Genomic DNA, 24552 nt, shown 5'->3' with positions numbered 1-24552 from the left:
TAATATTATAGCTGAATGATCCCATCATAAATATGTGTCGCAGGCCCAGTCATATAAAGAGAGTTACCCTCTCCTTTCCATTCAATTAGCAATGATCCACCCGGTAAATTGACTTTCACACGTTTATCTAATAAGCCTTGTGAAATACCAATTGCGACAGCTGCACAAGCCCCGCTACCACAAGCATTTGTTTCACCAGCACCACGTTCGAATACCCGCAAATGAAGGTTACTTCTGTCTACGATTTGCATAAAACCAATATTAGCACGTTCAGGAAAACGTTCATGTTGCTCTAACACCGGTCCTAACAACTCAACTTCTGCTGTTTTAATGTCTTCAACCTGAATAACGCAATGTGGATTTCCCATTGAAACTACACCACATAATACAGTGCGTTCCATTGCCCTGATAATATAGGTCTTTTCTGCCTTTTGCGCACGGAAAGGAACCTTTTGAGGTTCAAATTCAGGCTCGCCCATATTGACGCACACATCGTCATTATCCATAACATGCAAGGTCATTCTGCCAGATTGCGTACTGACTTTTATCTCTCTTTTGTTTGTAAGACCTTTTAATCTCACAAATCGAGCAAAGCAACGAGCACCATTACCACACTGTGCAACCTCACTTCCATCAGCATTAAAAATGCGATAATGGAAATCGAGTTCAGGATCATAAGGTGCTTCAACCACCAATAATTGATCAAATCCAACACCAGTATGGCGATTCGCTAATCGACATATTAATTCTGGTGAGAAATAAACATTTTGAGTCACAGCATCGACCACCATAAAGTCGTTGCCAAGACCATGCATTTTTGAAAATTGCATCTTGCCCCCGCCTGAAACGAAATTACCGTTTCTAAGATTGACTAATTGGTCTGAGTTGAGTCGCTCTCAACTTGCTGGGTTGGCTGGGATGACTGTGTCATTTTTGCCTGAGTATCTTCAGGAGGGAAATAAAGCGGGCCTTTCAAGCCACAACCAGAAAGAGAAATCAGTGTTATTATAGCAAGAGTGCAACGTAAATACGTTTTCATTCGTAATCTGCCTGTCATTTATTTGGTTAATATCCTCTATAATCGCAGTTAGATCTCGAAAAGCAAATAGGAAATGAAGATGAACGACAGTGAATTTCACCAATTAGCTGACGAACTCTTGTCAGAAATAGAACAAACTATTGATAATTATGAAGGTGACGCAGATATTGATTGTGAAATCAATGGCGGTGTAATGACATTAACCTTTGAAAATAATAGCAAAATTATTATTAATCGCCAGGAAGCATTTCATCAAGTTTGGTTAGCGACACGTTCTGGTGGCTATCACTTTGATTGGAAAGATGAACAATGGATTTGTGATAGAAGTGGCGGTGAATTTTTAACCATGCTAGCACAAGCAATAACAGAACAAAGTGGGGAAGCTTTTTCTTTCTAAGAAGCACGGTTAATAACAATAATGGGAGCTATCAAAGCTCCCATTTATATTTATTGGCTGGTACTTAATTAAGAGTGTTGCACCGCTTTATAATCTGTAAATCCGTGGGCAACAGCATTCATTTCAGGTTGCGTTTCTTTACTACCCAGATCGGATAATTTACCAAAGGAGCCACCGGCAAAAGGTAACACTTGCGTTGATCCTTCCACTTTCACAATTTGATAAAACTGTGGCAGATTAAAATTAATAAAGCTGGAGCCGTACGTGAATCGGTCATGGGATGATGAGTAGAAACGGCTAACATCTTTCACCAACTCTTCTTTACTTCCTTCACAATGGGAATAGATTTCAACGCGATTTGCCTCATCTAAGATATAGATATTAAAGACATTATTATCTTCTGTGGTTTCAAAGAAGAATTGAATAATCCCTTCACAAGCAAAACCATCGATCACCGCAGGTAAATAGCGGGCGTCCTTATCTAATTTAACGGGCAATCCATGAAGCTTGTTATATGAAATCGCCCCATAAAATTCGATAGCATTTTCTAATTTTTGTACCGACACATTGAGGCGTTCAAAGAATAATCCCCACGTTTGTCCGGCAATGCGTAACGCTTTAAAACGCCCCGGCTCTAAACGATTTGTTGATAATCGTAATTCAATACATTCTGAAACTAACTGCTGAACACGAGTACGAATTAAACCGCGCAAATGTTGGCTATAACAAAATACTTCAACAGAGGCTGGTGGAGCTGCATCTTGGTGCATTTTGCCTAATATCGTTTTTAACGATTCCAACATAGATTGTGTACCACTGAAATGAAGGGTTCTAACTTCATTCCAAGAATTACGATACAACAAATCAATGCTACCAATAAGACACTGCTCTTTTTCACCAAAACTAAAGACATCGAGCTTTCTAAAATCAAAGTGAACCACTTGATCAGAAAAACTCTCTGTTGGATCGGTTTCTAAATTGACAATAATCGCGAGATGTCTAATTTCACAAGGGCTATACAGTGCTTTCGGGGTTGGTGCAGGTAGACGAATTGGGAAATGGCTCGACATATCCCTAACTAATTCATGCAGTTTAATTTCATCACAAGAGGATTCTCCTTGATGAATATAAACTCGAGACTCTTTTGTTAACAACCCATTAAAGTAAGACCATGCCACTAATTTATTTAAATAGCGGTTATATTCTAATGGTTGATGTCCAACGATATTTTCAAAATCAGGGGCGCGATTATATAAATACCAGCCGCTACGATTTGCTCGACCTTGTGGTACATAAATAAAGGTTAAATGTGACTCTGATAAATCAGGTGAGATTTGTGGATTAACCAGTGTGACTTTACCGGGTAATGCTTCAAACGCCGCGTAAAGTTTACGTGTTAGAACACCGATATCTTGCGGGCTTGCACTGACACTTAAATTATTACGACGCGCAAAACGGATAAGATTGCGATAGCTTTGCATCATCGTATCTAATAACTCATTGTGTGCATCACGCACACGCTCGATTTTCCAACTATCACGCGTATCGAGTACTGTTAAGCGCTCATTATCCCATTGCCATTGAGTAACCAATTGCGATAAGACTTGTCGTCTCCAACCTTCAGGTTCGTTTTGTGTTTTTTCGTTAGATAATTTTTCACACACTTTCAGGTAGAAACAGCGACGGATAAGATCAAGGCGGGTTAAATCATTAATAGAAACCAAATAGCGAGTGACGCGCTCCAGCATCATACAATAAGCATCTAAACCGTAATTAACGATTTCGCCACGGTGTAGATGTTGCTTCATTTCTAAGGCCAGCAACTTCCCATTAGGGTAGTCCGCGGAATAGGCTTCTAATAAAATACTTTTTAGTACGGCTTTATAAGGTGAATCGACACTTTTATAGAGTTGCCATAAACTTGCGCCAAAGTACTCTTCAGCAGAAAGTTCACCTAATCCCCCGAGATCTAGCCACTCATTTGGCGTTAATACACCTTGAGCATAAAGAGAGTTAACATACTCGTCATAATGATGTTCTTCTTCAACAGGCACCATCGTCCATAACAAGCGCTTACCTGCTAGGCGTACCGCTGTACGATAAAATTCATCAAGTAAAAGAATATGTTGGGTAGAGCCGCAATCTTCTCCACCTAAGCTACCACTTGCATGGTGACGAAATCTATTTTCATCAATTAGGAAAAACGTAACATCAATGCCTAACTCGCCTGCCCATTGTTCAATCAATTGGCATTTGCGTTGTAAAAGCGCACGTTCATCTTGATCCAGCCATGATTGATGGCAGACCCAAATATCAATATCAGAGCAGTGACTTTGACCAATAGAAGAAGTACTCCCCATTGAATAGATGCCAGTAATTGGCAACTCTCCATTGGCGTATCCATCCATCGGATCATCACATAATGCGTTAACCAGCTTATTCGCCCATTGACGTTGCATGTCATCAGGTTCAAAGAAACATGTGCCGTGAGGAACATTTCCTTGTAAGTAGCCGGGCAACTCAGGATGGTGGTAATGCAATAAAACAGGAATTAAACCATAGACCTGTTTAAAAACATCACACATCGATGCAAATGCTCGTTCCAGTCTGAGTTGATTAATCGCATCCAGCCGTTGCTTCAGTGTTTCAATATAAAGATACAAGAGTTTCGCCTGAACAATACTAAGAAGATAGTAGAATCTGAGTTTATAAGTGACCAAGGTTGAGTTAGGTAATATTAATAGATAAAACTTTACTAACAAAATCTCGGAAACGTGATCAATTTAACACCTTGAGCGCAAGGCGTAAAGAGGAACTCAAAATATAGCACCAAGATCTAAAAATGGTATTTAAGCGCTTAATCGTGTAAAGCCATCAAATAAATATCTTTATAATCATAAGGATAAATCATTTTATTTACAGAAAAAATGATGAAAAAAATTTCTCAATCCTCCCTTTACCCCACAAAAACCCCTGTTTACTTAATGATGAAACTGAAAATAAATTCTGATAAAACATAAAAAACAGATAAAAAAGCAAAAATAAAAACAACTGATTGATAATCATGAGTTATTTCTTCTTTTTGATTATTTTTTATTTTTACACTTAAAATAAGAGTTTTATTTTTAATGTTGCGATAATAATATTTAAAATAATATTCAATCTTTATTAATTATTTATTTAATTTAAGGCTAAATTCTTTTCTTTATTTTTATTATTTCTCTTTCTTTTATTTAATAATAACTTTGTTAAAATTTATCGTGTTTTTATATATTAGAAAATAATAAGAAAGGTAAGTAAATTTAAAATAATAGTTGTTTTATCAATACGTTCAGATTAAACATAATATTTATTTCACTTCTCGCGCATCAAATGTTAATAAAACCAACGTAATGTTTTAATTTTGTAAATAACCACACTTTTTATATAGATATAAAAAGAATAAAATCCTGAAAATAACTAAACTCGATAGTATCTATTAATAAATTACTTATTTTTTATTTCCTCTTTCTTTTTTTCTTTTTCGATAATGACCTCATTTCTTTCATTGTTATTACGACGCAAAGCGCCTTAACTGGAAAATGAAGCCTTAAAGTGTTAAAACAATGCCTTATTTCTAAACAAAAATATCGCTAATCGCTCGGAAGAGATAATACTATTATGTCAAAAAGTACCATCCGTATTGCTACCCGCCAAAGCCCTCTTGCTATGTGGCAGGCACTTTATGTGAAAGAACAACTACAACTTGCTCATCCAGGTTTAGTCGTCGAATTAGTACCGATGGTCACTAAAGGTGACATCATTTTAGATACACCTTTAGCTAAAGTAGGTGGCAAAGGGCTATTTGTAAAAGAGTTAGAACTTGCTCTACTTGAATCACGCGCAGATATTGCCGTTCACTCTATGAAAGATGTTCCTATTGAGTTCCCTGAAGGTTTAGGGTTAGTGACTATCTGTGAACGCGAAGATCCTCGTGATGCCTTTGTCTCTAATCATTATGATTCTTTAGCAGAACTTCCTGCGGGTAGTATTGTAGGCACATCCAGTTTACGCCGCCAATGCCAATTAAAAGCACAGCGCCCAGATCTCATTATTCGTGATTTACGGGGTAATGTCGGTACTCGCTTAGGGAAATTAGATAATGGTGATTATGATGCCATTATTCTTGCCGTTGCTGGCTTAAAGCGCCTAGGTCTTAACGAACGTATTCGCACACCATTATCTGCTGAGCAATCTTTACCCGCGGTTGGGCAAGGTGCGGTGGGAATTGAATGTCGCTTAGATGACAATCAAACTCGCCAGCTATTAGATGCTCTCAATCACTCACGCACCGCAATTTGCGTTAAAGCAGAGCGTGCAATGAATACTCGTCTTGAAGGCGGTTGCCAAGTTCCGATTGGAAGCTATGCCATTTGGCAAGATGACAAAATTTGGTTACGTGCTTTAGTCGGTTCTCCTGATGGTGAAACTATTTTACGTGGCGAGCGTTTAGTTACGCCAGAAAATGCTGAAACCGCGGGTATCTCATTGGCTGAAGAACTTTTAGATAAAGGTGCACGAGCTATTTTAACGGCAGTGTATCAAGGCAACACACCGGCATGAGTATTTTAGTTACTCGCCCCAACCCTGCGGGAAAGGCATTAACCCAGCGTTTAATTGAGGCGGGGAAAACAGCCTTTCAAGCACCTTTGATAGAGATCACCGCAGGTCGTGAACTCTCTTTATTAGATGCTAAACTAAAAGGATTAAGGGCGGGTGATTGTGTATTTTTACTTTCTAAAAATGCGGTGTCATACGCAAACTGGCAGCTAAATCAATTACAACAATCATGGCCAGATACGCTATCCTATTATGGAATAGGTCAAAGCACAGCGAAAGATTTCCAACATGTAAGCAGTCTTACAATTTGCTACCCTGAGCAAGGAGAAACCAGTGAAGATCTTCTTGACCTTCCTGAACTTAATCAGGTGAAAAACAAGCAAATATTACTGCTTAGAGGTAACGGTGGTCGTGACTTACTCGCAACAACATTGAGTCAACGAGGCGCAATTGTTGATGAATGCGAATGTTACCAACGCCTATTTATTCATTATTCTCCTGAAGACTTTGCGCTTCAATGGGAAAAAGCACAGGTTGATACGCTTGTTGTCACTAGCGGTGAAATGTTACAACAACTCTTTGATCTGGTTGCTGAATCTAAAAAAGCATGGCTGTTAAACTGCCATTTAATTGTGGTCAGTGAACGATTAGCAACAATAGCAAAAACATTAGGGTGGAAAACTGTCACCGTTGCTGAAAGTGCCAATAATGATGCTTTATTTCATGCATTAATATAGAACCTAAATGAGACGCCGATATGACGGAACAGAAAAATACAAATGATAATGACTTGCCAAAAGATGCAGCCAAAGCTGATGAGAATGTCCGCTATCAGGAAGTCAAACCTGTTAATAACAAGCGCTCAGGTCTAATTGGAAGTGCTGTTGCTATCCTTGTTATTTTGGCAATTGGTGGTAGCCTTTACTATTACACCAATCAACAAGCATCAAAGCTGGGTGTAGAAAATCAATCGCTCAAATCTGAGCTTACCCAATTACAACAACTCCAAAATACCTATCAACAGCGCTTTGACAATATTGATAGTATGTTTAACTCTCAAAAACAAACTATCGATAAATTACAAAACGAACGCCAAACAACAGAGCGCCAAATTCAAGATCTACAAACACGCTTTGCCGCTATTTCGAGTGCAGACGTCAAAAGTTGGCTATTAGCACAAGCTGATTTTATGGTAAAAATGGCAGGTCGTAAGTTATGGAATGATCAAGATGTTGTGACCGCTGTGAGTCTACTAAAAGGTGCTGATAGTAGCTTAGCGGAAATGAACGATCCGAGTTTACTTGAGATCCGTCGTGCGATTAATGAAGATATCAGCAATTTAGCGGCGCTCACCAAGATTGATAATGATGGCATCATTTTACAATTAAACCAGTTAGCAAATCAGATTGATAATCTCCGTTTAGCTGATCTTGAGCGTAATGGCTCCCCAATGGATAAGAGCGATGAAACCATTTCAGGTTCACTTTCTGATTGGAAAGAAAATCTAAGTAAAAGCTGGAAAAGCTTTATGGATGATTTTATTACCATTCGTCGCCGTGATACCGCCGCCGCTCCTTTATTAGCACCGAATCAAGATATCTATTTACGTGAGAATATCCGCTCACGTTTATTAATTGCTTCTCAAGCCATACCTCGTCACCAAACTGAAACTTATCAGCAATCACTGGAAGCGGTATCTACTTGGGTACGTGCTTATTTTGATACCTCTGATCCAAGTACAACCGCATTTTTAGATACTGTTTCTGAATTAGAGAAACAACCTATTACGCTTGCTATGCCATCAGAGTTGAAGAGCCAGACACTACTAGAAAAACGTGTAGAAAAACAAATCCGCAATTTACTGGCACAGAATGAGTATACAGAGCCACAAGCTGTTGAAGCCCAAGATGCCCAAGCCGTAGAAGCTGAAAGCGTAAAAGATGCGGCAGCTGATAGCGTAACTGTTGATACACCAGTAACACAACAAGGAGAATAAGCTTATGTTAAAAATACTGCTCCTTTTTGTGGTGCTTATTGCAGGTATTATTTTTGGTCCACTATTGGCAGGCCATCAAGGTTATGTACTTATACAAACTGATGATTGGGATATTGAAACCAGTGTAACCAGCCTTGTTATTATGTTTGTTTTACTACAATTAGCATTGTTACTGATTGGTTGGAGTTATCGCCGTTTTATTGGTACAGGCTCTAAAGCATATAGTTGGTTTTCTTTCCGTAAACGTAATCGTGCGCGCAAACAAACCGGCATGGCATTAATGAAATTAGCGGAAGGTGATTTTAAAGAAGTAGAAAAACTCATGAGCCGTAATGCAGATTATGCAGAACAGCCTGTTGTAAACTACCTGTTAGCCGCTGAAGCCGCACAACAACGTGGTGATGAATTCCGAGTTCAGCAACACCTTGAACGTGCAGCGGAGCTTGCCGATACCAATCAGCTTCCTGTTGATATCACCCGAGTGCGTATTTTATTAGCACAAAACGAAAATCATGCGGCGCGTACTGGGGTTGATGAGCTATTAAACCAAGCACCACGCCATCCAGAAGTATTACGTCTTGCAGAAGTCGCTTATACACGAACCGCAGCTTGGCAAGCACTGCTTGATATCATTCCTTCCATGCAAAAAATTGCATTACACTCGGATGATGAACTAGCGCAATTACGCCAAAAAGCCTATATCGGTATTATGGGACAGAAGATGTCCGAAAATGGCTGTGATGGACTGAAAAATTGGTGGAAAGCACAACCGCGTAAAGTCCATCACGATAATGCATTGCGTGTCGTTTTGGCTGAACACCTTATTGAGTGCAACGATCCTGATACCGCTCAAACGATCATCTTAGACGGTATTAAACGCCAATATGATGAGCGCTTGATCTTGCTATTGCCTCGTTTAAAAAATACAGATGCCAATGTTATTATGAAAGTGCTTAATACATTAATTAAACAACATGGGCCAACGCCATTACTCAATAGCACATTAGGTCAGATAGCAATGCAACAAGGACAATGGGCTAAAGCTGAAGAAGCATTTCGTAATGCGTTAAAACAACGTCCTGATGTTCATGACTTTGCGTGGCTTGCTGATGCATTAGATAAACAGAAAAAATCTGAAGAGTCGGCGAAAGTGCGTAAAGATGCTTTACTAATGACACTGAAAAAAGACTCTGTCATTTTTGAAGAGCCTAAAAAAAAGTAAATAAACACATTCGATAAGAACGTGATCGTAAATCGTTTAATCAACTGATCTAAAAACCCTCTTATTGAGGGTTTTTAGATGTGATTTAAAAGCCTCGTTGAAATAACAACACCACTTCTACACATAGCGTCAAAAACACATACACCCAAGCGATACGATAAAAGCGAGTGGGTATTCCCTTCTCATTTTCTTGCTTAAATGCCAAATAATGTTTTCTCGCTTGAGAAAACACGACGATATAAATCAGTGCGATCCCCTGACAAAGAAAAGCCACATATTTAGCCCACGATTTTCCTCCAATAATAAGCATGATAAGAGGGATCAAAAAAAACAATAATGGGCCAAACTTCTCTATAAGAAAGAGTTTTTCTTGTGCAAGATATGCTTTTTGTTTATTTATCATATTGATGCTATCTCCAATCTACTCTTGCGCTGGATAATAGCGTGATAATGCCGTGAATACAAAATGGAGGTGTGATTGATAGATAAAAAAACGCCCGTATAAAACTATACAGGCGTATAAATATACAATCAGGTCTACAGACGGATGGTGCCTCACTCAACGTTTCGTCCTGTTGATGATGAATGATGTTCATCGTTAACGTGGACGTAGGCACCGAATAATCGGCTCTGCATCATTCCTAGGTTTATGAAGTCATATGCTGTCATAAGGAGTGGAATGAGCATCTACAATATACATGTTGCATTTAGCGTGCCAATTTTTCATTTTTTATGAAAAAAATCACCTCTCGCTAAAAAGCATAAGATAACTTATTGAAATTTGGTTTTCCTTTCAGGCTTTACTCATTTTCAATGATAAAGAAGCTATGGTTTGTGCTTTCACCACGCTATTGCTAAATAGAAAAGAAAATATAGGGTCTGTTATACGTCTCTTTTTCACGACAAGAAAAATACATAAACTATTTAATCATGTGAAATCAATAGATTAGATGTCTCCTATTGGAGACATTAAAAATAGCGAGTGTTGGCATTTACCGACAAATAAAATAAAAGACTTATATTTCATATAGATAAAGTTAGTTATTTTACGTACTTAACTCATCTTTTTATGAAGATTAAAATTCGGCAATAAATTAAATTATTAATAACCCTTAAGTGACAAGGATGGCATTTCCGTTAAAAACATCATTTTGGTTTTCTTATCTGGAACATATAACAAGAAATAAAAAGCATGGATAAGGGTAATGAATTGTAGAAGTAGAAGTAGAAGTAGAAGTAGAAGTAGAAGTAGAAGTAGAAGTAGAAGTAGAAGTAGAAATGGTATAGCCGTTTTTAAAAACGGTAAATCGTAGATACGAAAAAGCCTCGATATAATCGAGGCTTTTTCTTATTGGTCGGCGAGAGAGGATTCGAACCTCCGACCCACTGGTCCCAAACCAGTTGCGCTACCAGGCTGCGCTACTCGCCGTCTGTATCACTGCTCTTATCTTGTTTATTGGTGCGAAGGGGGGGACTTGAACCCCCACGTCCGTTAGAACACTAACACCTGAAGCTAGCGCGTCTACCAATTCCGCCACCCTCGCATAAACAATAACTAAGATAAGATGGGGTGGCTAATGGGACTCGAACCCACGACAACTGGAATCACAATCCAGGGCTCTACCAACTGAGCTATAGCCACCATAACAGCTATCTTATTACTTCTCACAACTACGTTCTTCACCGTAACTCTTAGCACGCTTTAATGGCGCGCCCGACAGGATTCGAACCTGAGACCTCTGCCTCCGGAGGGCAGCGCTCTATCCAGCTGAGCTACGGGCGCTTCACGCCGTTGCGGGAGAGGATAGTACGGATTTACGCTCTGTCTGTCTAGTGCTTTTTGAAAAAAAAAGTTTGTTTGACGATAGTTTGTGCATTTCGTCGATAAATGGAGCGTTTTTACACGCTAAACGCCCCATCAGTATAATAATTAAACAAGTAAGATGCTAGGTAAAAGCATGAATAAATCATTTAATCAGCCTCACCTAACAAAAAAAGGCGCTATTGCTATTACTTTACTATTACAATTTATTGGAATAGTAATACCCAACGAATTTTAACAGCTTAAATTGACGCTTAATTCGACTTGGTTGTGATAACAAACGATATAACCACTCTAGTCCAAGATTTTGCCATGCTTTCGGTGCTCTTTTAACATGGCCTGTGAATACGTCATACGTTCCACCAACACCCATGTATAAAGCATCAGGATAAATTTCACGGCAGGCACGAATAAATAACTCTTGCTTAGGTGATCCCATGGCAATAGTCACTATCTTCGCACCAGAGGCTTTTATACGCTCAAATAACGCCTCTCTATCTTGTGGTGTGAAGTAACCGTTCTGGCTACCCACAATATTTACGTTCCACTGTGCTTTTAGTTTATCTTCGGTTTGAGAAAGGATCTCCGGCTTACCGCCAACAAGAAAGACAGGAGTTTCCTCTTTACCTGCCCTTTCCATTAATGCTTCCCATAGGTCGGCACCGGCAATACGAGAAACATTTGCATCAGGATATTTACGACGAATACCTCGCACCACACTAATACCATCTGCATAAAGATAATCAGCTTCATTGAGTAGCTCATTGAGTGCTGAGTCTGTTTCTGCTGTGAGAATTTTTTCTGCGTTAATGGCAATCAAAGATCCACTTTTTATTTGTGCTCCTTCATAGAGATAATCCAGAAAATGAGCCATATCGCGAAATCCCCAGATATTATGTCCGCGGATTGAATACTTCGGAATTGAATTGGGTCCCATTACTTTTCCTTTTTCTCTAAACGAGGTTCACTTTGTAGTTGGCGAGTCACGTAATGACGCACTAATCCCGCACTTTCAAATAACCAATAAAGCAGTTTTGCGGCCACTAAACATAAACCAAAAATTAAACAGAAGAACACAACACGAGAGACGAACGAATCAACACCCTCTCGTGCTAAAACAATCATATTAAAAATAGCCCCAAAGCAGAAAGCCTGTAAGATAGCGGACTTATAGCGATTGCTCTCACTTAGCCCCTGCTGATATAGCCAATCAAACCATTTAATAATCAACCCGACTACGATAGCGCCTAATGGGATAAAGGCAACGCCACCCATCACAACCAACGAGCCAATTAAGGTCGGTGAAATAGCAAGACCCGCATGGTAATTAAGCACTTCCCACGTAAAGTAATTTGCTGAATTCAGCACAACATCAGGGCGTTCAGGCCAAACCCAAGAAGGAATAAAGACATAAAAATCACGAATTATCGGTGCAAGCCCTTGGAACTCAATCTTGTCATAATTATTAAGTAACAAAGCTAGGTTTTCCCAAGGAGAAAACGTATCGCGAGTAAGGTACAAGAAAGTATAGAATGCCTCGGCACCACTCACATCAAGACCATAGCGTTTTAATGCCAACCAGAACATTCCAACGATACTCATCACCCCTGCAGCAACCAGCATCCACAAGGTTATCCAACCACGAACAATACCGATAAACAAAAACAGTGCGAACGCGATGATAATATTAGCGCGAGTTCCACCCACGATAATGTAAGTTAAGATCCCAAAACCCACCGTCGCACAAAGGAAGAAAATCCAGCGTTGTTGAGTGGGTTTTAAGAAATAAACCACCAGCATGGCGGGAATAAAGAAATAGAAAAAGCGCTTAAGCGCAACACCCGAGACTTGGCTGGAGAAAATCTGGCTATACGTTTTGAGCTTAAAGAGTAAAAAGCCATTTTGTAGAAAGAAAATACCCACGGTCACAAACGCAATTAATGCCAATAAGATCCACGTAAGATTAGTTTCTACCCTATTCATGGTAAATAACGACCTAGAAGGACCGCTAGCCGGTTTTCTCAGCCTAACCTTATAAGTAACATAATAGATGGCATAGAAGCTGGTAGAGGCTAATAACGCGTATAATAATGAATCAACGGGTACAACTGCGACATCAAATTGGAATACCAACATACACGTCAGTGGAAAACCAAAATAAAATGTCAGTAAATAGAGCATTGAGAAAAAAACATTAAAATTAAAACGAACCCGACGAAACTCTTGATAAGTCAGCAATAAAATAAAACTTAAAGAGATAAAATAAACGAGTGCTAAGCCACCCAGTTCCGCCAATGTCATTGCGGCTCTCCTGTACTCATCTCAATTAGCTCTTTCCAGCCATCCGTAAAATTAGGTGCAAAGAAGGCAATATTTTGGCGGTCAAGCATCAGCAATTGACGTTTAGCCTCTTCAATAAGCGCAACATCTAATTTATCACCCGAGAAAAAAACAGGAACATTTTGCTCAGTTAAGTCCTGCCAAAATGGGTTTTGACGGCTAATAACAAAAGGGATCGCAAATTGGATCAGCAAACAAAGTGTACCGATACCTTGTTGACGATGAAAAATGAAATAGCCTAAATCGCATGTTTTCAATAACGTAAGATAATCATCAAATGCCAATTTATCACGTAATATTTCAACCTGATTATATGGAAGCAACTGGCTAGCGGCTTGGGCTACTTCATCAATATAAACGTGATTATTTTCAGGATATCCCATTGGAATAATTACTTTTGCGCGTGTTCCATATTGCTCTGCAATCGCCTGTAAAGCTTCAATATGACGGTTAGATTTATCCCCTGAATTACCTACAATAATGGTGAGTTGCTTTTCATCAATAGGCGCTTTTTCTGTCACCGTCAGCGCAGGATCCATTCTTGTTGGGAAATAGAGCAAACTCGCTGGAATATTAACGTTAAATTGCGCGAAGTAATTCAGATCACCCCGTGTACCGAATACTCTCCCCACACGCTTTTGAGCAAGTTTACGCAGAAGGTAAAAGAGTCTAAATTTTAGCTGTTTAGAATCCTGATATAAATCAGCACCCCAAATATGCCACCAAAATTGATGACGTTTAATCTTGCCAGTCAATAATGCCAACCAAATAGGTGCATTAAACTGACCTAAAAAAAGGAATCGCTGGTGGGTATCGGCTTTTGCTAATGTAACCACTCTCTGTGCAACCTGCTTTTTATCAGCTAAACACTCAATATCTAAAGCTGGGTAGCTTTCTTGCAGTGAAGTATTTTTACTGGCAACGATAAAACGAGGTTTATACGTTAACCCCGCCTCAGTCACGAGGTGGTCGTTAAAAAACCGTAACATTGTGTTGTTATGATGCACAATGTCTGAACCTAGTACGTAAATCAAAGTTGTCATTTGCGCCTGCAATAAATCACGAAAACAGAACTACAGAGAAGGAAGTAAATAATATACGTTGCCATATAGGCTTGAGCTGCACCCAGTGCGCCATGCTCAGGAATAAGCCAACGCGAAAATAGCGTTAATAAGGCAAACTGGCTTACTTCTGTAAGGATATAAAAACGTAGTGCTGCTTTTGCAATGACAAGATAGCCAAAGACATAAGCGCCTACTTTTAAAACATCACCGACAAGTTGCCATGCAAATAAATCACGCATAGCGACAAATTTATCTGAAAACAGTAACCAAATCGCAAAATCACGTAATAACCACACCATAAAACTCGCAGCAGCTACCACAGGTAATACAAATTTCAGTGACTTAACGATCTCTTTGGTAATATCACTCTTTTGTGTGAGTCGGGAGAGTGTTGGCAATAAATAAACGGAGAAAGATGCAGTAATAAATTGCAAATAAGCATCTGAAATACTGGTCACCCCTTGCCAAATTCCCACGTCTTCCCAGCTATAACGCTCAGCCAGTAAGTTACGCATCATGATATAAGCGACAGGTAATGTAATCGATGTCAGTATTGCCATAATGGTAAACTTACCAAGATGACTTGCTATCGCCTTATCCCAATGAGGTTTAAGCTCACTTAACGCGAAGCGTCTACGCTTTATTACTAAAAATGTAGCAGGAAATAAAATAAGTGCAGGTACTAATGCTAGTCCAATTAATGCACCGTGATACCCCGCAAATAAATAGCATAAATAATAAGCAACAACACCAATAATACTACCCGCAATCACCGATAAGGCATTACCAGCCGCATCACGATAACCTTTTAATATGGCAAGAAAATAGTTGCTATATGCTATTCCCATTTGAATAAAAGCAACGGCTCTTACAATATCCTGATATTGATGATAATCATCACCAAATAACACTTGGCTAATGGGGGCAGAAAAAAGAAGAAATAAAATAGCTAATAATGAGGAAAACAGCAAAATCATGGATGATGACGTACCCAACACTTTTTTACGTTGAATACCATCATCTTGATATTGCGCGATTAATTTCGTCACACCATTAAAAATACCCGCACCAGACAAAACGCCTAGTACGGTGATTAATTGACGAAAATTACCCGCTAACCCGACCCCTGTTGGGCCAAAAGAGACAGCAAGTAACTTAACGACAAGCAGACCAGCCCCAATTTTTATCAGGGTTGATCCGGCTGTCCAAATTGATGCTTTGGCTAATGACATAATTAAGCAAAAAAGTCGCGAATATGACCAATAACAGTCTGTTGCTCTTCTTCTGTCATGTTGTAGAACATAGGCAAACGCACTAAACGCTCACTTTCTCGTGTTGTGAAAATATCTTCACCGTCAAAGCGACCAAACTTCATACCTGCGGGGCTGGTATGTAATGACACATAGTGGAATACCGTTAAGACACCATGCTCTTTCATATAGTCATTAAACGCGGTACGTTGCTCGATATCTTTCAGTTTGATATAGAACATATGCGCATTGTGTTCTAACCCTTCAGGAACGATTGGAAGCGCCAATAAGCCTTTTTCCGCTAATGGAGTCAATGCATCATAATAAATCTGCCAAAATGCTAAACGACGCTCATTAATTTTTTCAGCTTCTTCAAGTTGCGCCCACAGATAAGCTGCTTGTAAGTCTGACATTAAGTAGCTAGAACCAATATCACGCCAAGTATATTTATCTACCTGCCCACGGAAAAATTGGCTACGATTAGTGCCTTTTTCACGGATAACTTCTGCGCGATTGATTAAATCAGGATCGTTAATTAACGTTGCACCACCCTCACCACCTGATGAGTAGTTTTTAGTTTCATGGAAGCTATAGCAACCAATATGACCAATCGTGCCAAGCGCTTTGCCCTTGTAAGTTGACATGACACCTTGTGCAGCATCTTCAATCACGAATAGATTATGTCTTTTCGCAATCGCCATAATGGTACCCATTTCACATGCAACTCCCGCATAATGAACAGGCACTATCGCGCGCGTTTTATTTGTGATTGCTGCTTCTATTTTTGTTTCATCAATATTCATAGTATCTGGACGAATATCAACGAAAACAATCGTTGCGCCACGTAATACAAACGCATTAGAGGTCGAAACAAAGGTAAAACTTGGCATGATGACTTCATCGCCAGGCTTGATATCTAATAAGATGGCAGCCATTTCAAGCGATGCTGTACAAGAAGGCGTTAACAGCGTTTTATGACAATGAAATTGTTCTTCTAACCACTTTTCACATTTCTTTGTGAAATTGCCATCACCACAGAGCTTGCCACTTTCCATAGCCTGTTTCATATATTCTAATTCTGTGCCGACAACCGGTGGTTTATTAAACGGAATCATATTATCCCCTGTATAACCAATAAGTGGTGCTCTCTATTAAGCCTCCACTGTGTGTGTATAAACGCGAAGCTGCAATATTGCTGATCTGTGTTGCAACATATAAGGTTGAAATACCTTGTTGTTGACACCAAAACTTCGCGGCCGACATCAGTTGTTTACCAATGCCTTGTCCTATTCTGTTGGGCATTACTGCGAGTAATCCCACTCTTGCTTCATTTTCAGATAGCTGGCGTAAAGTAACGAAACCACTTACATTATTTTCCGCATCATAAGTCAGTAAGCAGATATCATCGAACGTACCTAGCACCGCTTTTTTAGCCCATAATGCATAGAAACGACTACTATCGCCTTCTTGATACCAAGGCGCTCTAAAACGACTTTGTACAAAAACTTCTGAGGCCGTTGTCATCAATAAATCGATATCATCTTCATTGGCTTTTCTAAAACAGTATTCCGTCGCTTTCTTACAAGCATTTTCTGTGCCAATTGAAAGTTTAAAATCAATTTCACCTTCCGCAAATTGAAAACCTAATTGGCTGAGTTTATCGATGAGCGAAAGCTCATGAGATGCGACTTTAGCTTGAACCACATCAAAAGTATCAAGCTGTTCGTCTGTTAACGCGGGCGCTTGCATATCAAACTCAAGACGCCCTGTTTTGAGGGAGAAATACTCGCTTTCCCACTCAAGATAATTAATATTGGCGAGGACGGACATGTAATAAATCCAATAGATAGCGGCCATAACCTGTTTTAGACAGTGATTTTGCGCTTTCTCTTACTTGGTCATCACTGAGCCAACCATTGCGCCAAGCAATCTCTTCAAGACACGCCACTTTAAATCCTTGGCGTTTTTCAACAGTTTGAACAAAGGTACTGGCTTCAATTAAACTATCATGAGTGCCGGTATCTAACCACGCAAAACCACGTCCCAGTAATTCAACGTTAAGCTCCCCACATTCAAGATACATCTGATTAATCGACGTAATTTCTAATTCTCCACGAATCGAAGGTTTGACGCGTTTGGCAAAATCAACCACTCGGTTATCGTAGAAATAAAGCCCTGTTACCGCCCAATTAGATTTAGGTTGCTCTGGTTTTTCTTCAATCGATAACACTTTAAAATCATCGTCAAATTCAACGACACCAAATCGCTCAGGGTCCATCACTTGATAACCAAACACAGTTGCACCACGTTCACGTTGTGCAACTTGTTTCAGTTTTGGACTAAACCCTTGACCAAAATAGATATTATCGCCTAAAACTAAACAGCAATGGTCATCACCAATAAACTCCTCACCCAAAATAAAGGCTTGCGCTAAGCCATCAGGAGATGGCTGAATTTTATATTGAAGACGAATACCAAATGCAGAACCATCACCTAATAAGCGCTGAAATGAGGTCATATCATCGGGTGTTGTGATGATCAAAATATCTCGAATACCAGCAAGCATCAGAACTGAAAGCGGATAATAGATCATGGGCTTATCATAGATAGGCAATAACTGCTTCGATACCCCTTTGGTTATCGGATGCAGTCGTGTACCAGAGCCACCCGCTAAAATAATACCTTTCATCATTTATCCTTCTTTACTTAATCAGTTCCCAAGCCCTAAACGTTCACCAGCATAAGAGCCATCTAGCACACGTTTCCACCAAGTTTCGTTATTTAAATACCACAAAACCGTTTTACGAATGCCAGACTCAAATGTCTCTTCTGGTTTCCAGCCTAATTCAGCTTCAATTTTTGCCGCATCAATCGCATAGCGCAAGTCATGACCAGGTCTGTCTTTCACATAAGTAATGAGATCGACATATTGAGCAACGCCTTCCGGTTTTGCTGGATATAACTCTTCTAATAGCGCACAAATCGTTTTAACAACATCAATATTACGACGCTCATTATGACCGCCAATATTGTAGGTTTTACCCGGTGTTGCCGTTGTTGCGACTAAATAGAGCGCACGAGCATGATCTTCAACATAGAGCCAATCACGGATCTGTTCACCTTTACCATAAACAGGTAATGGTTTTCCTGAAATCGCATTTAAGATAATTAATGGGATTAATTTTTCAGGGAAATGATAAGGACCATAGTTATTTGAACAATTGGTTATTACAGTGGGTAAACCATAAGTCCGTAACCAAGCGCGAACTAAATGGTCGCTTGACGCTTTAGAAGCAGAATATGGGCTACTTGGCGCATAAGGTGTGGTTTCAGTGAAGAAATCGTCTGTACCTTCTAAATCGCCATACACTTCATCTGTTGAGATATGGTGAAAACGAAATGCCGTTTTCTTTTCTTCAGGTAAAACTTGCCAAAAATGGCGAGCGGCTTCCAATAAGGTGTAAGTCCCCACAATATTGGTTTCAATAAATGCAGCTGGACCATCAATAGAGCGGTCAACATGGCTTTCTGCCGCTAAGTGCATAACAACATCTGGCTGATATTGAGCAAATAAGCGATCAAGCTCCGCTCTATCACAGATATCGACTTGCTCAAAGGCATAGCGTTCACTGTCTGCCACTGTTGCTAATGACTCTAAATTACCGGCATAAGTCAGTTTATCCACCACAACAACGCTGTCATTGGTGTTTTCAATAATATGTCGAACAACAGCAGAGCCGATAAAACCGGCTCCACCTGTAACTAGAATGCGTTTCAACGCCATACTCCTTTAGTATCAACAATCCATTTTTGAGTCACTTTACTACCAGGGATCGCCTTAAATTGTTGGTGATCAACTAACATTAAGACAATATCAGCGTCTTTCAGTGCTTGTTCTGTTGACACTAACTCTGTGATCCCTTTCAGTTTTGTTGGTAGCTCATGAATATTCGGCTCCACAGCTAATGTCGTACCGCTGTGCCAATCAGCGACTTGTTTCGTGATATTCATTGCTGGGCTTTCACGTAAGTCATCAATATTAGGCTTAAAGGCTAAACCAAAGCAGGCAATCTTAATTTCGTTTGCTCGTTTACCTGTTTCAGTAAGGCAATCTGCAACAGCGGCTTTCACTTGATCGATAACCCACACAGGTTTGCCATCATTGACTAAACGCGCAGTGTGAATTAAACGGGATTGTTTTGGATTTTGTGACACGATAAACCAAGGGTCAACAGCGATACAGTGTCCGCCAACGCCAGGGCCTGGTTGTAAGATATTGACGCGAGGATGGCGATTCGCCAAGCTAATTAGCTCCCACACATTAATATCTTGGTCAGCACAGATCAGTGATAATTCATTAGCAAACGCAATATTAACATCACGGAAACTATTTTCAGTCAGCTTACACATTTCCGCAGTACGTGCATTAGTGATAACACATTCACCTTCAAGGAAAATCTTGTATAACTCACTTGCACGCTCTGAGGATTTACGGTTCATACCACCTACAACACGGTCATTGCGGATAAGTTCAATCATCACTTGACCCGGTAATACGCGCTCAGGGCAGTAAGCAACATCGATATCAGCATCTTCACCTTGTTGATGAGGGAATGTTAAGTCTGGACGAGCTTCTGCTAACCACTCTGCCATTTTTTCAGTAGAGCCAACTGGTGAAGTTGATTCTAGAATAATAAGATCACCTTTCTTCAGTACAGGTGCGATAGAGCGAGCTGCTGCTTCAACATAAGCCAAATCAGGCTCATGCTCACCTTTAAATGGTGTAGGTACAGCAATAAGGTAAGCATCTGCTGGCTGTGGCGTGGTATAGGCTTTTAAATGACCTTCTTCAACTGCTTGTTTAACGACTTTATCAAGATCAGGCTCAACAATGTGAATTTGACCTTTATTAATCGTATCAACTGCATGCTGATTAACATCAACACCGATGACGCTTTTTTTACGAGAGGCAAAAGCTGCCGCTGTAGGTAAACCAATGTAGCCGAGGCCGATAACAGAAATAGTTTCAAAACTCATAATGTCACCTGATTTTTTTTCAATGCTTCAAGAATACGTTGGCAGGCATGACCATCACCATAAGGATTTGTTGCCTTACTCATTTGGTGATACGCGTTTTCGTCTGTCAATAAAGAGGTTACTTCGCTAACAATACGTTTAGTATCTGTTCCGACTAAACGAACAGAACCCGCTTCAACAGCTTCTGGGCGTTCTGTTGTGTCTCGCATTACAAGAACAGGCTTACCTAATGAAGGCGCTTCTTCTTGAATTCCACCAGAGTCGGTCAAAATAAGGTAAGCATGGTTCATTAAATAAACGAATGGGAGATAATCTTGTGGCTGTATTAGCTTAATATTATCAATACCATGAAGGATCCGTTGAACAGGCTCACTCACATTAGGATTTAAGTGAACAGGATAAACAACTTCTACATCAGGGTGTGCTAATGCAATTTCAGCTAAAGCTTGGCAGATACGTTCAAAACCTCCACCAAAGCTTTCTCGACGATGTCCTGTTACCAAGATCATTTTCTTATCAGGCTGAATAAATGGGTAGTTTACAGCAAGCTCGTTTAAGAGTGTTTGATTGCCCATCACTCTGTCACTTACCCAAAACAACGCATCAATTACCGTATTTCCCGTGACAAAAATATTTTTATCCGCAACCGCTTCTCGTACCAAATTTAATTTTGCAGTTTCTGTTGGTGCGAAATGATACATTGCAAGATGACCTGCAATAGTACGGTTTGCCTCTTCGGGCCAAGGGGAGTAAAGATTGCCAGTACGCAGCCCAGCTTCCACATGACCAACAGGAATTCGTTGATAAAATGCGGCTAAACTTGCTGCCATAGTCGTTGTTGTATCACCATGTACCAAAACAACATCAGGTTGAAATGACGCTAATACCGGTTTTAACCCTTCTAAAATACGACAGGTAATATCCGTTAAATCTTGTCCTGGTTTCATAATATTGAGATCGTAATCTGGTTTGATCTCAAAAAGATTTAATACCTGATCAAGCATTTCTCGATGTTGGGCCGTAACACATACCTTCGCTTCAAACGAATCATCATTTGCTAAAGCGTGCACTAAAGGTGCCATTTTTATCGCTTCAGGGCGTGTGCCAAAAACAGTCAACACTTTCACAGTGGCTCTCTTTTTTTCATTGTTATATTGCTTATTTTTGGGAAAGCAATATGCCCTTATTCTCAATACATCAGGTGCCGAAACACCTGATGTCTCGTTATTGTCATCAATGACAAAATTTAATTATTATTATTTTTTTAATGAACTGCGTCTTACTAATGCAACACCTGCACCCGCTAAAACGCCAATAGCGCCCCAAAGTACCATCATAAAGGCACGACGAGGACTATCACGTTTCACAGGATCTTCAGGGGTACGTAGAAAACGGTAAGTTTGGAAGTTATCTTGTAATTTTGCGCCCACAGCAAGGGTCGCTAACATTGCCGTATTTTGATCGTAATCACTATCAAAATCAGCACCTGTTGCGACTAAAGTTTCTAACTGTGATTGCAACAGAGGAACACCTAACAGAAACAGTTTAGAATCTGGTAACTCATCAATCGCAATCGAAGTTTGCTTTTGAGAAATACCTTGTTTCTCAGCTACTTTGATTGATTGCTCTAATAAGTTAATTTGGCGTTGATATGCAGATTGAGCCGCCATTTCTTGACGTTTAACTAGCGCTTTCATTGATTGAGTTCTAGTTGCCCAAGCCGTTATGACTTCATCATTAAGATGGGTAGATGCTCTTTTATTAGCAAAAGCAATATACTCATTTAATAATTGGCTTGCTTCTTTGGATGTTTCAGCAATCAGTTTTAGTTGATCATTAACTAATTTTTTCTCATCGGCAGGCGTAAATTGAATATTATTAATTAACTCATCCAATAACGCAGCATTAGCCTGTTCATCACTTTCTTTGCGCTGTTTGAAATAATCCGTTTGCAACCAAAACTCACGACGTGTATCAAACGCCGCGATTTGAGTAATAAACTCTTGATAAGCTTCATCTGAAATAGTTAAAGATGAGGTTTGTGCTGCTGGATTAATCTGTGTATCAAGATTGCGCAAAAACTGAGATTGCGAATAATAACTGCCTAAGTTATTAATCGTTGGTTTCTCTGTCATTGCAATTGCACTCCATTTAGGTTGCATCAAATAAGATGCACCGAGTGCAATCACTGCAAAAAGCAGAGCGAACCCTATAATCCAGCTTTTTCCTGACCAAAGTGCACAAAAAAGACCTCTAATATCGAGTTCATTATCTGGCTGTTCACCCTGTCGGGAGGCGTTATTTTCCGAGTTCATCACGTTAAAAAACCTCTGCTTATATTAATGCTGTTGTGTTGCTCTACGTAAGCGACGCTTATGTCGTTTAATAAAACGAGCGACTCGCCACGCGCGTTTAATACAATAACCATACATAACAAATGCAAGCAAGAATAATGCCAACATAAACCATTCAGGTACAAATGATAGGTTTTGACCGATAATACCAATCGCTGCTAATAACGCGGCTGACAGTGTAATCAGAATAAAAGCTTGGCGGGAGGTAAAACCTGCACGCATAATCAAATGGTGAATATGTTGACGGTCTGGAGAGAATGGACTCATGCCTTTACGTAAACGACGGTACATAATTGCCACCATATCCATAAGAGGAATAGCAATTATCCATAATGCGGTTACCGCTTTAACAGGACGAGGCTGAGCTTGTGTTGATGCGACCAATAACCAAATAATGGTAAATCCAATCAGTGTACTTCCCGCATCTCCCATAAAGACTTTGAATTTTTTACCACAGACCCCTAAGTTTAAAAGGATATAAGGTAAAATTGCCGCGATAAATGAGAAGCACCAGAATGCAAGAGCTGAATTGCCACTTTGATATAATAAAATACCAAGCGCGCCAAAAGAGACACAAGAAAGACCACCTAATAACCCATCAATACCATCAACCATATTAAAGGCATTGATTGCAGCCCAAACAGCGAAAAGTGTAACAATATAGCCAAAAGGTCCTAAATGCATTTCCCAAGGACCAAAAGCATGACCCAGTGAGTCAAGTTTTAACCCTGCACCCACCATCATCACGATCCCAACAAAAGCTTGGATTGTAGCTCTAATTTTGACACTAATATCGAAGCGATCATCTAAAGCGCCGATAAAAACAAGAAGCCCCGCACATGCCAGATACAATTCCTTATGAGGAATATAGATATCTGAAATATAAAATGCGAAAACAATACCAAAATAGACTGATATTCCGCCAACTAAGGGGATCAATCCATGATGTTTTTTACGATAATTCGGTTTATCCACGAGTCCAATTTTCTTTGCAATTTTACGAGCCAAGAATAAAAAAGCGAAAGAAAATAAGAACACATAAAAAACGCTTGTGCTCATTTTTAGTATATCCACAGTACCTGTTCTCTATAATAAATATAGCTGGTTATTTTACGCTTCCATGTGTTTTTATTCTTTTTTCCAGCTTCACCACGACGAGTTTATTCAAAACCCACCACCCTTCATCAATTATAAGTTTTCCTTAACTATTTTCATTGATGCCATCGCTATTTTTATCAATTACTAAAACATGCAATATATATACCAACATCTCGCTAAAATATTGCAATCTAAAATTAAATTACATCCATAAAAAACAAAAAACGCCACAACTATTGTGGCGTTTTCATCATATCTTCATTCTTACAAAGTAAATGAGCTTAACAGCATATAAATTGAGGTGATATTACTTATTCTGTAACAGAGCACACTA

Annotated in this window: 21 protein-coding genes and 4 tRNA genes; 5 read left to right on the top strand and 20 right to left on the bottom strand. The window is 39.6% G+C overall.

The window, feature by feature from the left end; genetic code table 11:
* Positions 1-5 precede the first annotated feature (5 nt).
* Positions 6-830, bottom strand: coding sequence for a diaminopimelate epimerase (gene dapF, locus BTA34_RS17925; RefSeq protein ID WP_109372725.1), 825 nt, complete (start codon positions 828-830; stop codon positions 6-8).
* A 41-nt stretch (positions 831-871) separates the two neighbouring features.
* On the bottom strand, positions 872-1039 hold the full coding sequence (gene lptM, locus BTA34_RS17920; RefSeq protein ID WP_151436666.1) for an LPS translocon maturation chaperone LptM: 168 nt from the start codon (positions 1037-1039) through the stop codon (positions 872-874).
* 79 nt (positions 1040-1118) lie between these two features.
* Between lptM and cyaY the strand changes: the two genes are divergently transcribed.
* Complete coding sequence (cyaY, locus tag BTA34_RS17915) at positions 1119-1436, top strand: iron donor protein CyaY (RefSeq protein ID WP_088494024.1); 318 nt, start codon at positions 1119-1121, stop codon at positions 1434-1436.
* A gap of 68 nt (positions 1437-1504) precedes the next feature.
* On the opposite strand, the gene BTA34_RS17910 is transcribed toward cyaY, so the two are convergent.
* A complete protein-coding gene (locus BTA34_RS17910) occupies positions 1505-4099 on the bottom strand; it encodes a class I adenylate cyclase (protein WP_151436665.1) in 2595 nt (864 codons plus the stop codon).
* 997 nt (positions 4100-5096) lie between these two features.
* On the opposite strand from BTA34_RS17910, the gene hemC reads away from it, so the two are divergent.
* The 4 genes from hemC to hemY are packed head-to-tail and all read left to right on the top strand — an operon-like array spanning position 5097 to position 9253.
* Positions 5097-6038, top strand: a complete 942-nt coding sequence (gene hemC, locus BTA34_RS17905; protein ID WP_151436664.1) for a hydroxymethylbilane synthase — start codon at positions 5097-5099, stop codon at positions 6036-6038.
* Positions 6035-6772, top strand: coding sequence for a uroporphyrinogen-III synthase (hemD, locus tag BTA34_RS17900; protein WP_151436663.1), 738 nt, complete (start codon positions 6035-6037; stop codon positions 6770-6772). The genes hemC and hemD overlap by 4 nt, the downstream gene beginning before the upstream one ends.
* Positions 6773-6792: 20 nt before the next feature.
* Positions 6793-8031, top strand: coding sequence for a uroporphyrinogen-III C-methyltransferase (gene hemX, locus BTA34_RS17895; protein ID WP_151436662.1), 1239 nt, complete (start codon positions 6793-6795; stop codon positions 8029-8031).
* Positions 8032-8035: 4 nt separating this feature from the next.
* Positions 8036-9253: a protoheme IX biogenesis protein HemY gene (gene hemY, locus BTA34_RS17890; RefSeq protein ID WP_151436661.1), complete on the top strand. Its 1218-nt coding sequence runs from the start codon at positions 8036-8038 to the stop codon at positions 9251-9253.
* A gap of 85 nt (positions 9254-9338) precedes the next feature.
* Here the strand turns inward: hemY and BTA34_RS17885 are convergent, their stop codons facing one another.
* The 17 genes from BTA34_RS17885 to wecA all read right to left on the bottom strand — a co-directional run bounded on the left by BTA34_RS17885 (position 9339) and on the right by wecA (position 24194).
* A complete protein-coding gene (locus BTA34_RS17885) occupies positions 9339-9656 on the bottom strand; it encodes a hypothetical protein (protein ID WP_151436660.1) in 318 nt (105 codons plus the stop codon).
* 949 nt (positions 9657-10605) lie between these two features.
* A tRNA-Pro gene (locus BTA34_RS17880) sits at positions 10606-10682 on the bottom strand.
* Positions 10683-10710: 28 nt separating this feature from the next.
* A tRNA-Leu gene (locus tag BTA34_RS17875) sits at positions 10711-10797 on the bottom strand.
* Positions 10798-10819: 22 nt separating this feature from the next.
* Positions 10820-10895, bottom strand: a tRNA-His gene (locus BTA34_RS17870).
* Between the two features lie 64 nt (positions 10896-10959).
* Positions 10960-11036, bottom strand: a tRNA-Arg gene (locus BTA34_RS17865).
* Positions 11037-11274: 238 nt separating this feature from the next.
* The gene (gene wecG / locus BTA34_RS17860) at positions 11275-12012 is read right to left on the bottom strand and encodes a lipopolysaccharide N-acetylmannosaminouronosyltransferase (RefSeq protein ID WP_151436659.1); all 738 of its coding nucleotides are present in this window, start codon (positions 12010-12012) and stop codon (positions 11275-11277) included.
* Positions 12012-13376, bottom strand: coding sequence for an ECA oligosaccharide polymerase (gene wzyE / locus BTA34_RS17855; protein ID WP_151436658.1), 1365 nt, complete (start codon positions 13374-13376; stop codon positions 12012-12014). Before wzyE ends, wecG begins: the two co-directional genes overlap by 1 nt.
* Positions 13373-14458, bottom strand: coding sequence for a TDP-N-acetylfucosamine:lipid II N-acetylfucosaminyltransferase (locus BTA34_RS17850; protein WP_151436657.1), 1086 nt, complete (start codon positions 14456-14458; stop codon positions 13373-13375). Before BTA34_RS17850 ends, wzyE begins: the two co-directional genes overlap by 4 nt.
* The gene (wzxE, locus tag BTA34_RS17845; protein ID WP_151436656.1) at positions 14455-15711 is read right to left on the bottom strand and encodes a lipid III flippase WzxE; all 1257 of its coding nucleotides are present in this window, start codon (positions 15709-15711) and stop codon (positions 14455-14457) included. The genes BTA34_RS17850 and wzxE overlap by 4 nt, the downstream gene beginning before the upstream one ends.
* A gap of 2 nt (positions 15712-15713) precedes the next feature.
* Entirely contained in the window at positions 15714-16844 is a 1131-nt protein-coding gene (gene rffA / locus BTA34_RS17840) for a dTDP-4-amino-4,6-dideoxygalactose transaminase (protein ID WP_151436655.1), read from the bottom strand.
* 1 nt (position 16845) lies between these two features.
* A complete protein-coding gene (rffC, locus tag BTA34_RS17835; RefSeq protein WP_151436654.1) occupies positions 16846-17559 on the bottom strand; it encodes a dTDP-4-amino-4,6-dideoxy-D-galactose acyltransferase in 714 nt (237 codons plus the stop codon).
* Entirely contained in the window at positions 17537-18418 is an 882-nt protein-coding gene (rfbA, locus tag BTA34_RS17830) for a glucose-1-phosphate thymidylyltransferase RfbA (RefSeq protein WP_151436653.1), read from the bottom strand. The genes rffC and rfbA overlap by 23 nt, the downstream gene beginning before the upstream one ends.
* A 21-nt stretch (positions 18419-18439) precedes the next feature.
* Positions 18440-19507, bottom strand: coding sequence for a dTDP-glucose 4,6-dehydratase (rffG, locus tag BTA34_RS17825; protein ID WP_151436652.1), 1068 nt, complete (start codon positions 19505-19507; stop codon positions 18440-18442).
* Entirely contained in the window at positions 19504-20766 is a 1263-nt protein-coding gene (gene wecC, locus BTA34_RS17820) for a UDP-N-acetyl-D-mannosamine dehydrogenase (RefSeq protein WP_151436651.1), read from the bottom strand. The genes rffG and wecC overlap by 4 nt, the downstream gene beginning before the upstream one ends.
* Positions 20763-21893, bottom strand: coding sequence for a non-hydrolyzing UDP-N-acetylglucosamine 2-epimerase (wecB, locus tag BTA34_RS17815; RefSeq protein ID WP_069369918.1), 1131 nt, complete (start codon positions 21891-21893; stop codon positions 20763-20765). Before wecB ends, wecC begins: the two co-directional genes overlap by 4 nt.
* Before the next feature lie 129 nt (positions 21894-22022).
* A complete protein-coding gene (gene wzzE / locus BTA34_RS17810; protein WP_151436796.1) occupies positions 22023-23081 on the bottom strand; it encodes an ECA polysaccharide chain length modulation protein in 1059 nt (352 codons plus the stop codon).
* 24 nt (positions 23082-23105) lie between these two features.
* Positions 23106-24194 carry a UDP-N-acetylglucosamine--undecaprenyl-phosphate N-acetylglucosaminephosphotransferase gene (gene wecA / locus BTA34_RS17805; protein ID WP_151436650.1) on the bottom strand — a complete coding sequence of 363 codons (1089 nt, stop codon included), beginning with the start codon at positions 24192-24194 and terminating at the stop codon, positions 23106-23108.
* Positions 24195-24552 lie beyond the last annotated feature (358 nt).

The organism is Proteus sp. CD3, from assembly GCF_008808075.1.
Taxonomy (GTDB): domain Bacteria; phylum Pseudomonadota; class Gammaproteobacteria; order Enterobacterales; family Enterobacteriaceae; genus Proteus; species Proteus appendicitidis.
The sequence above is the reverse complement of the archived record's forward strand: the minus strand, read 5'-3'. Positions and strand labels throughout refer to the sequence as shown.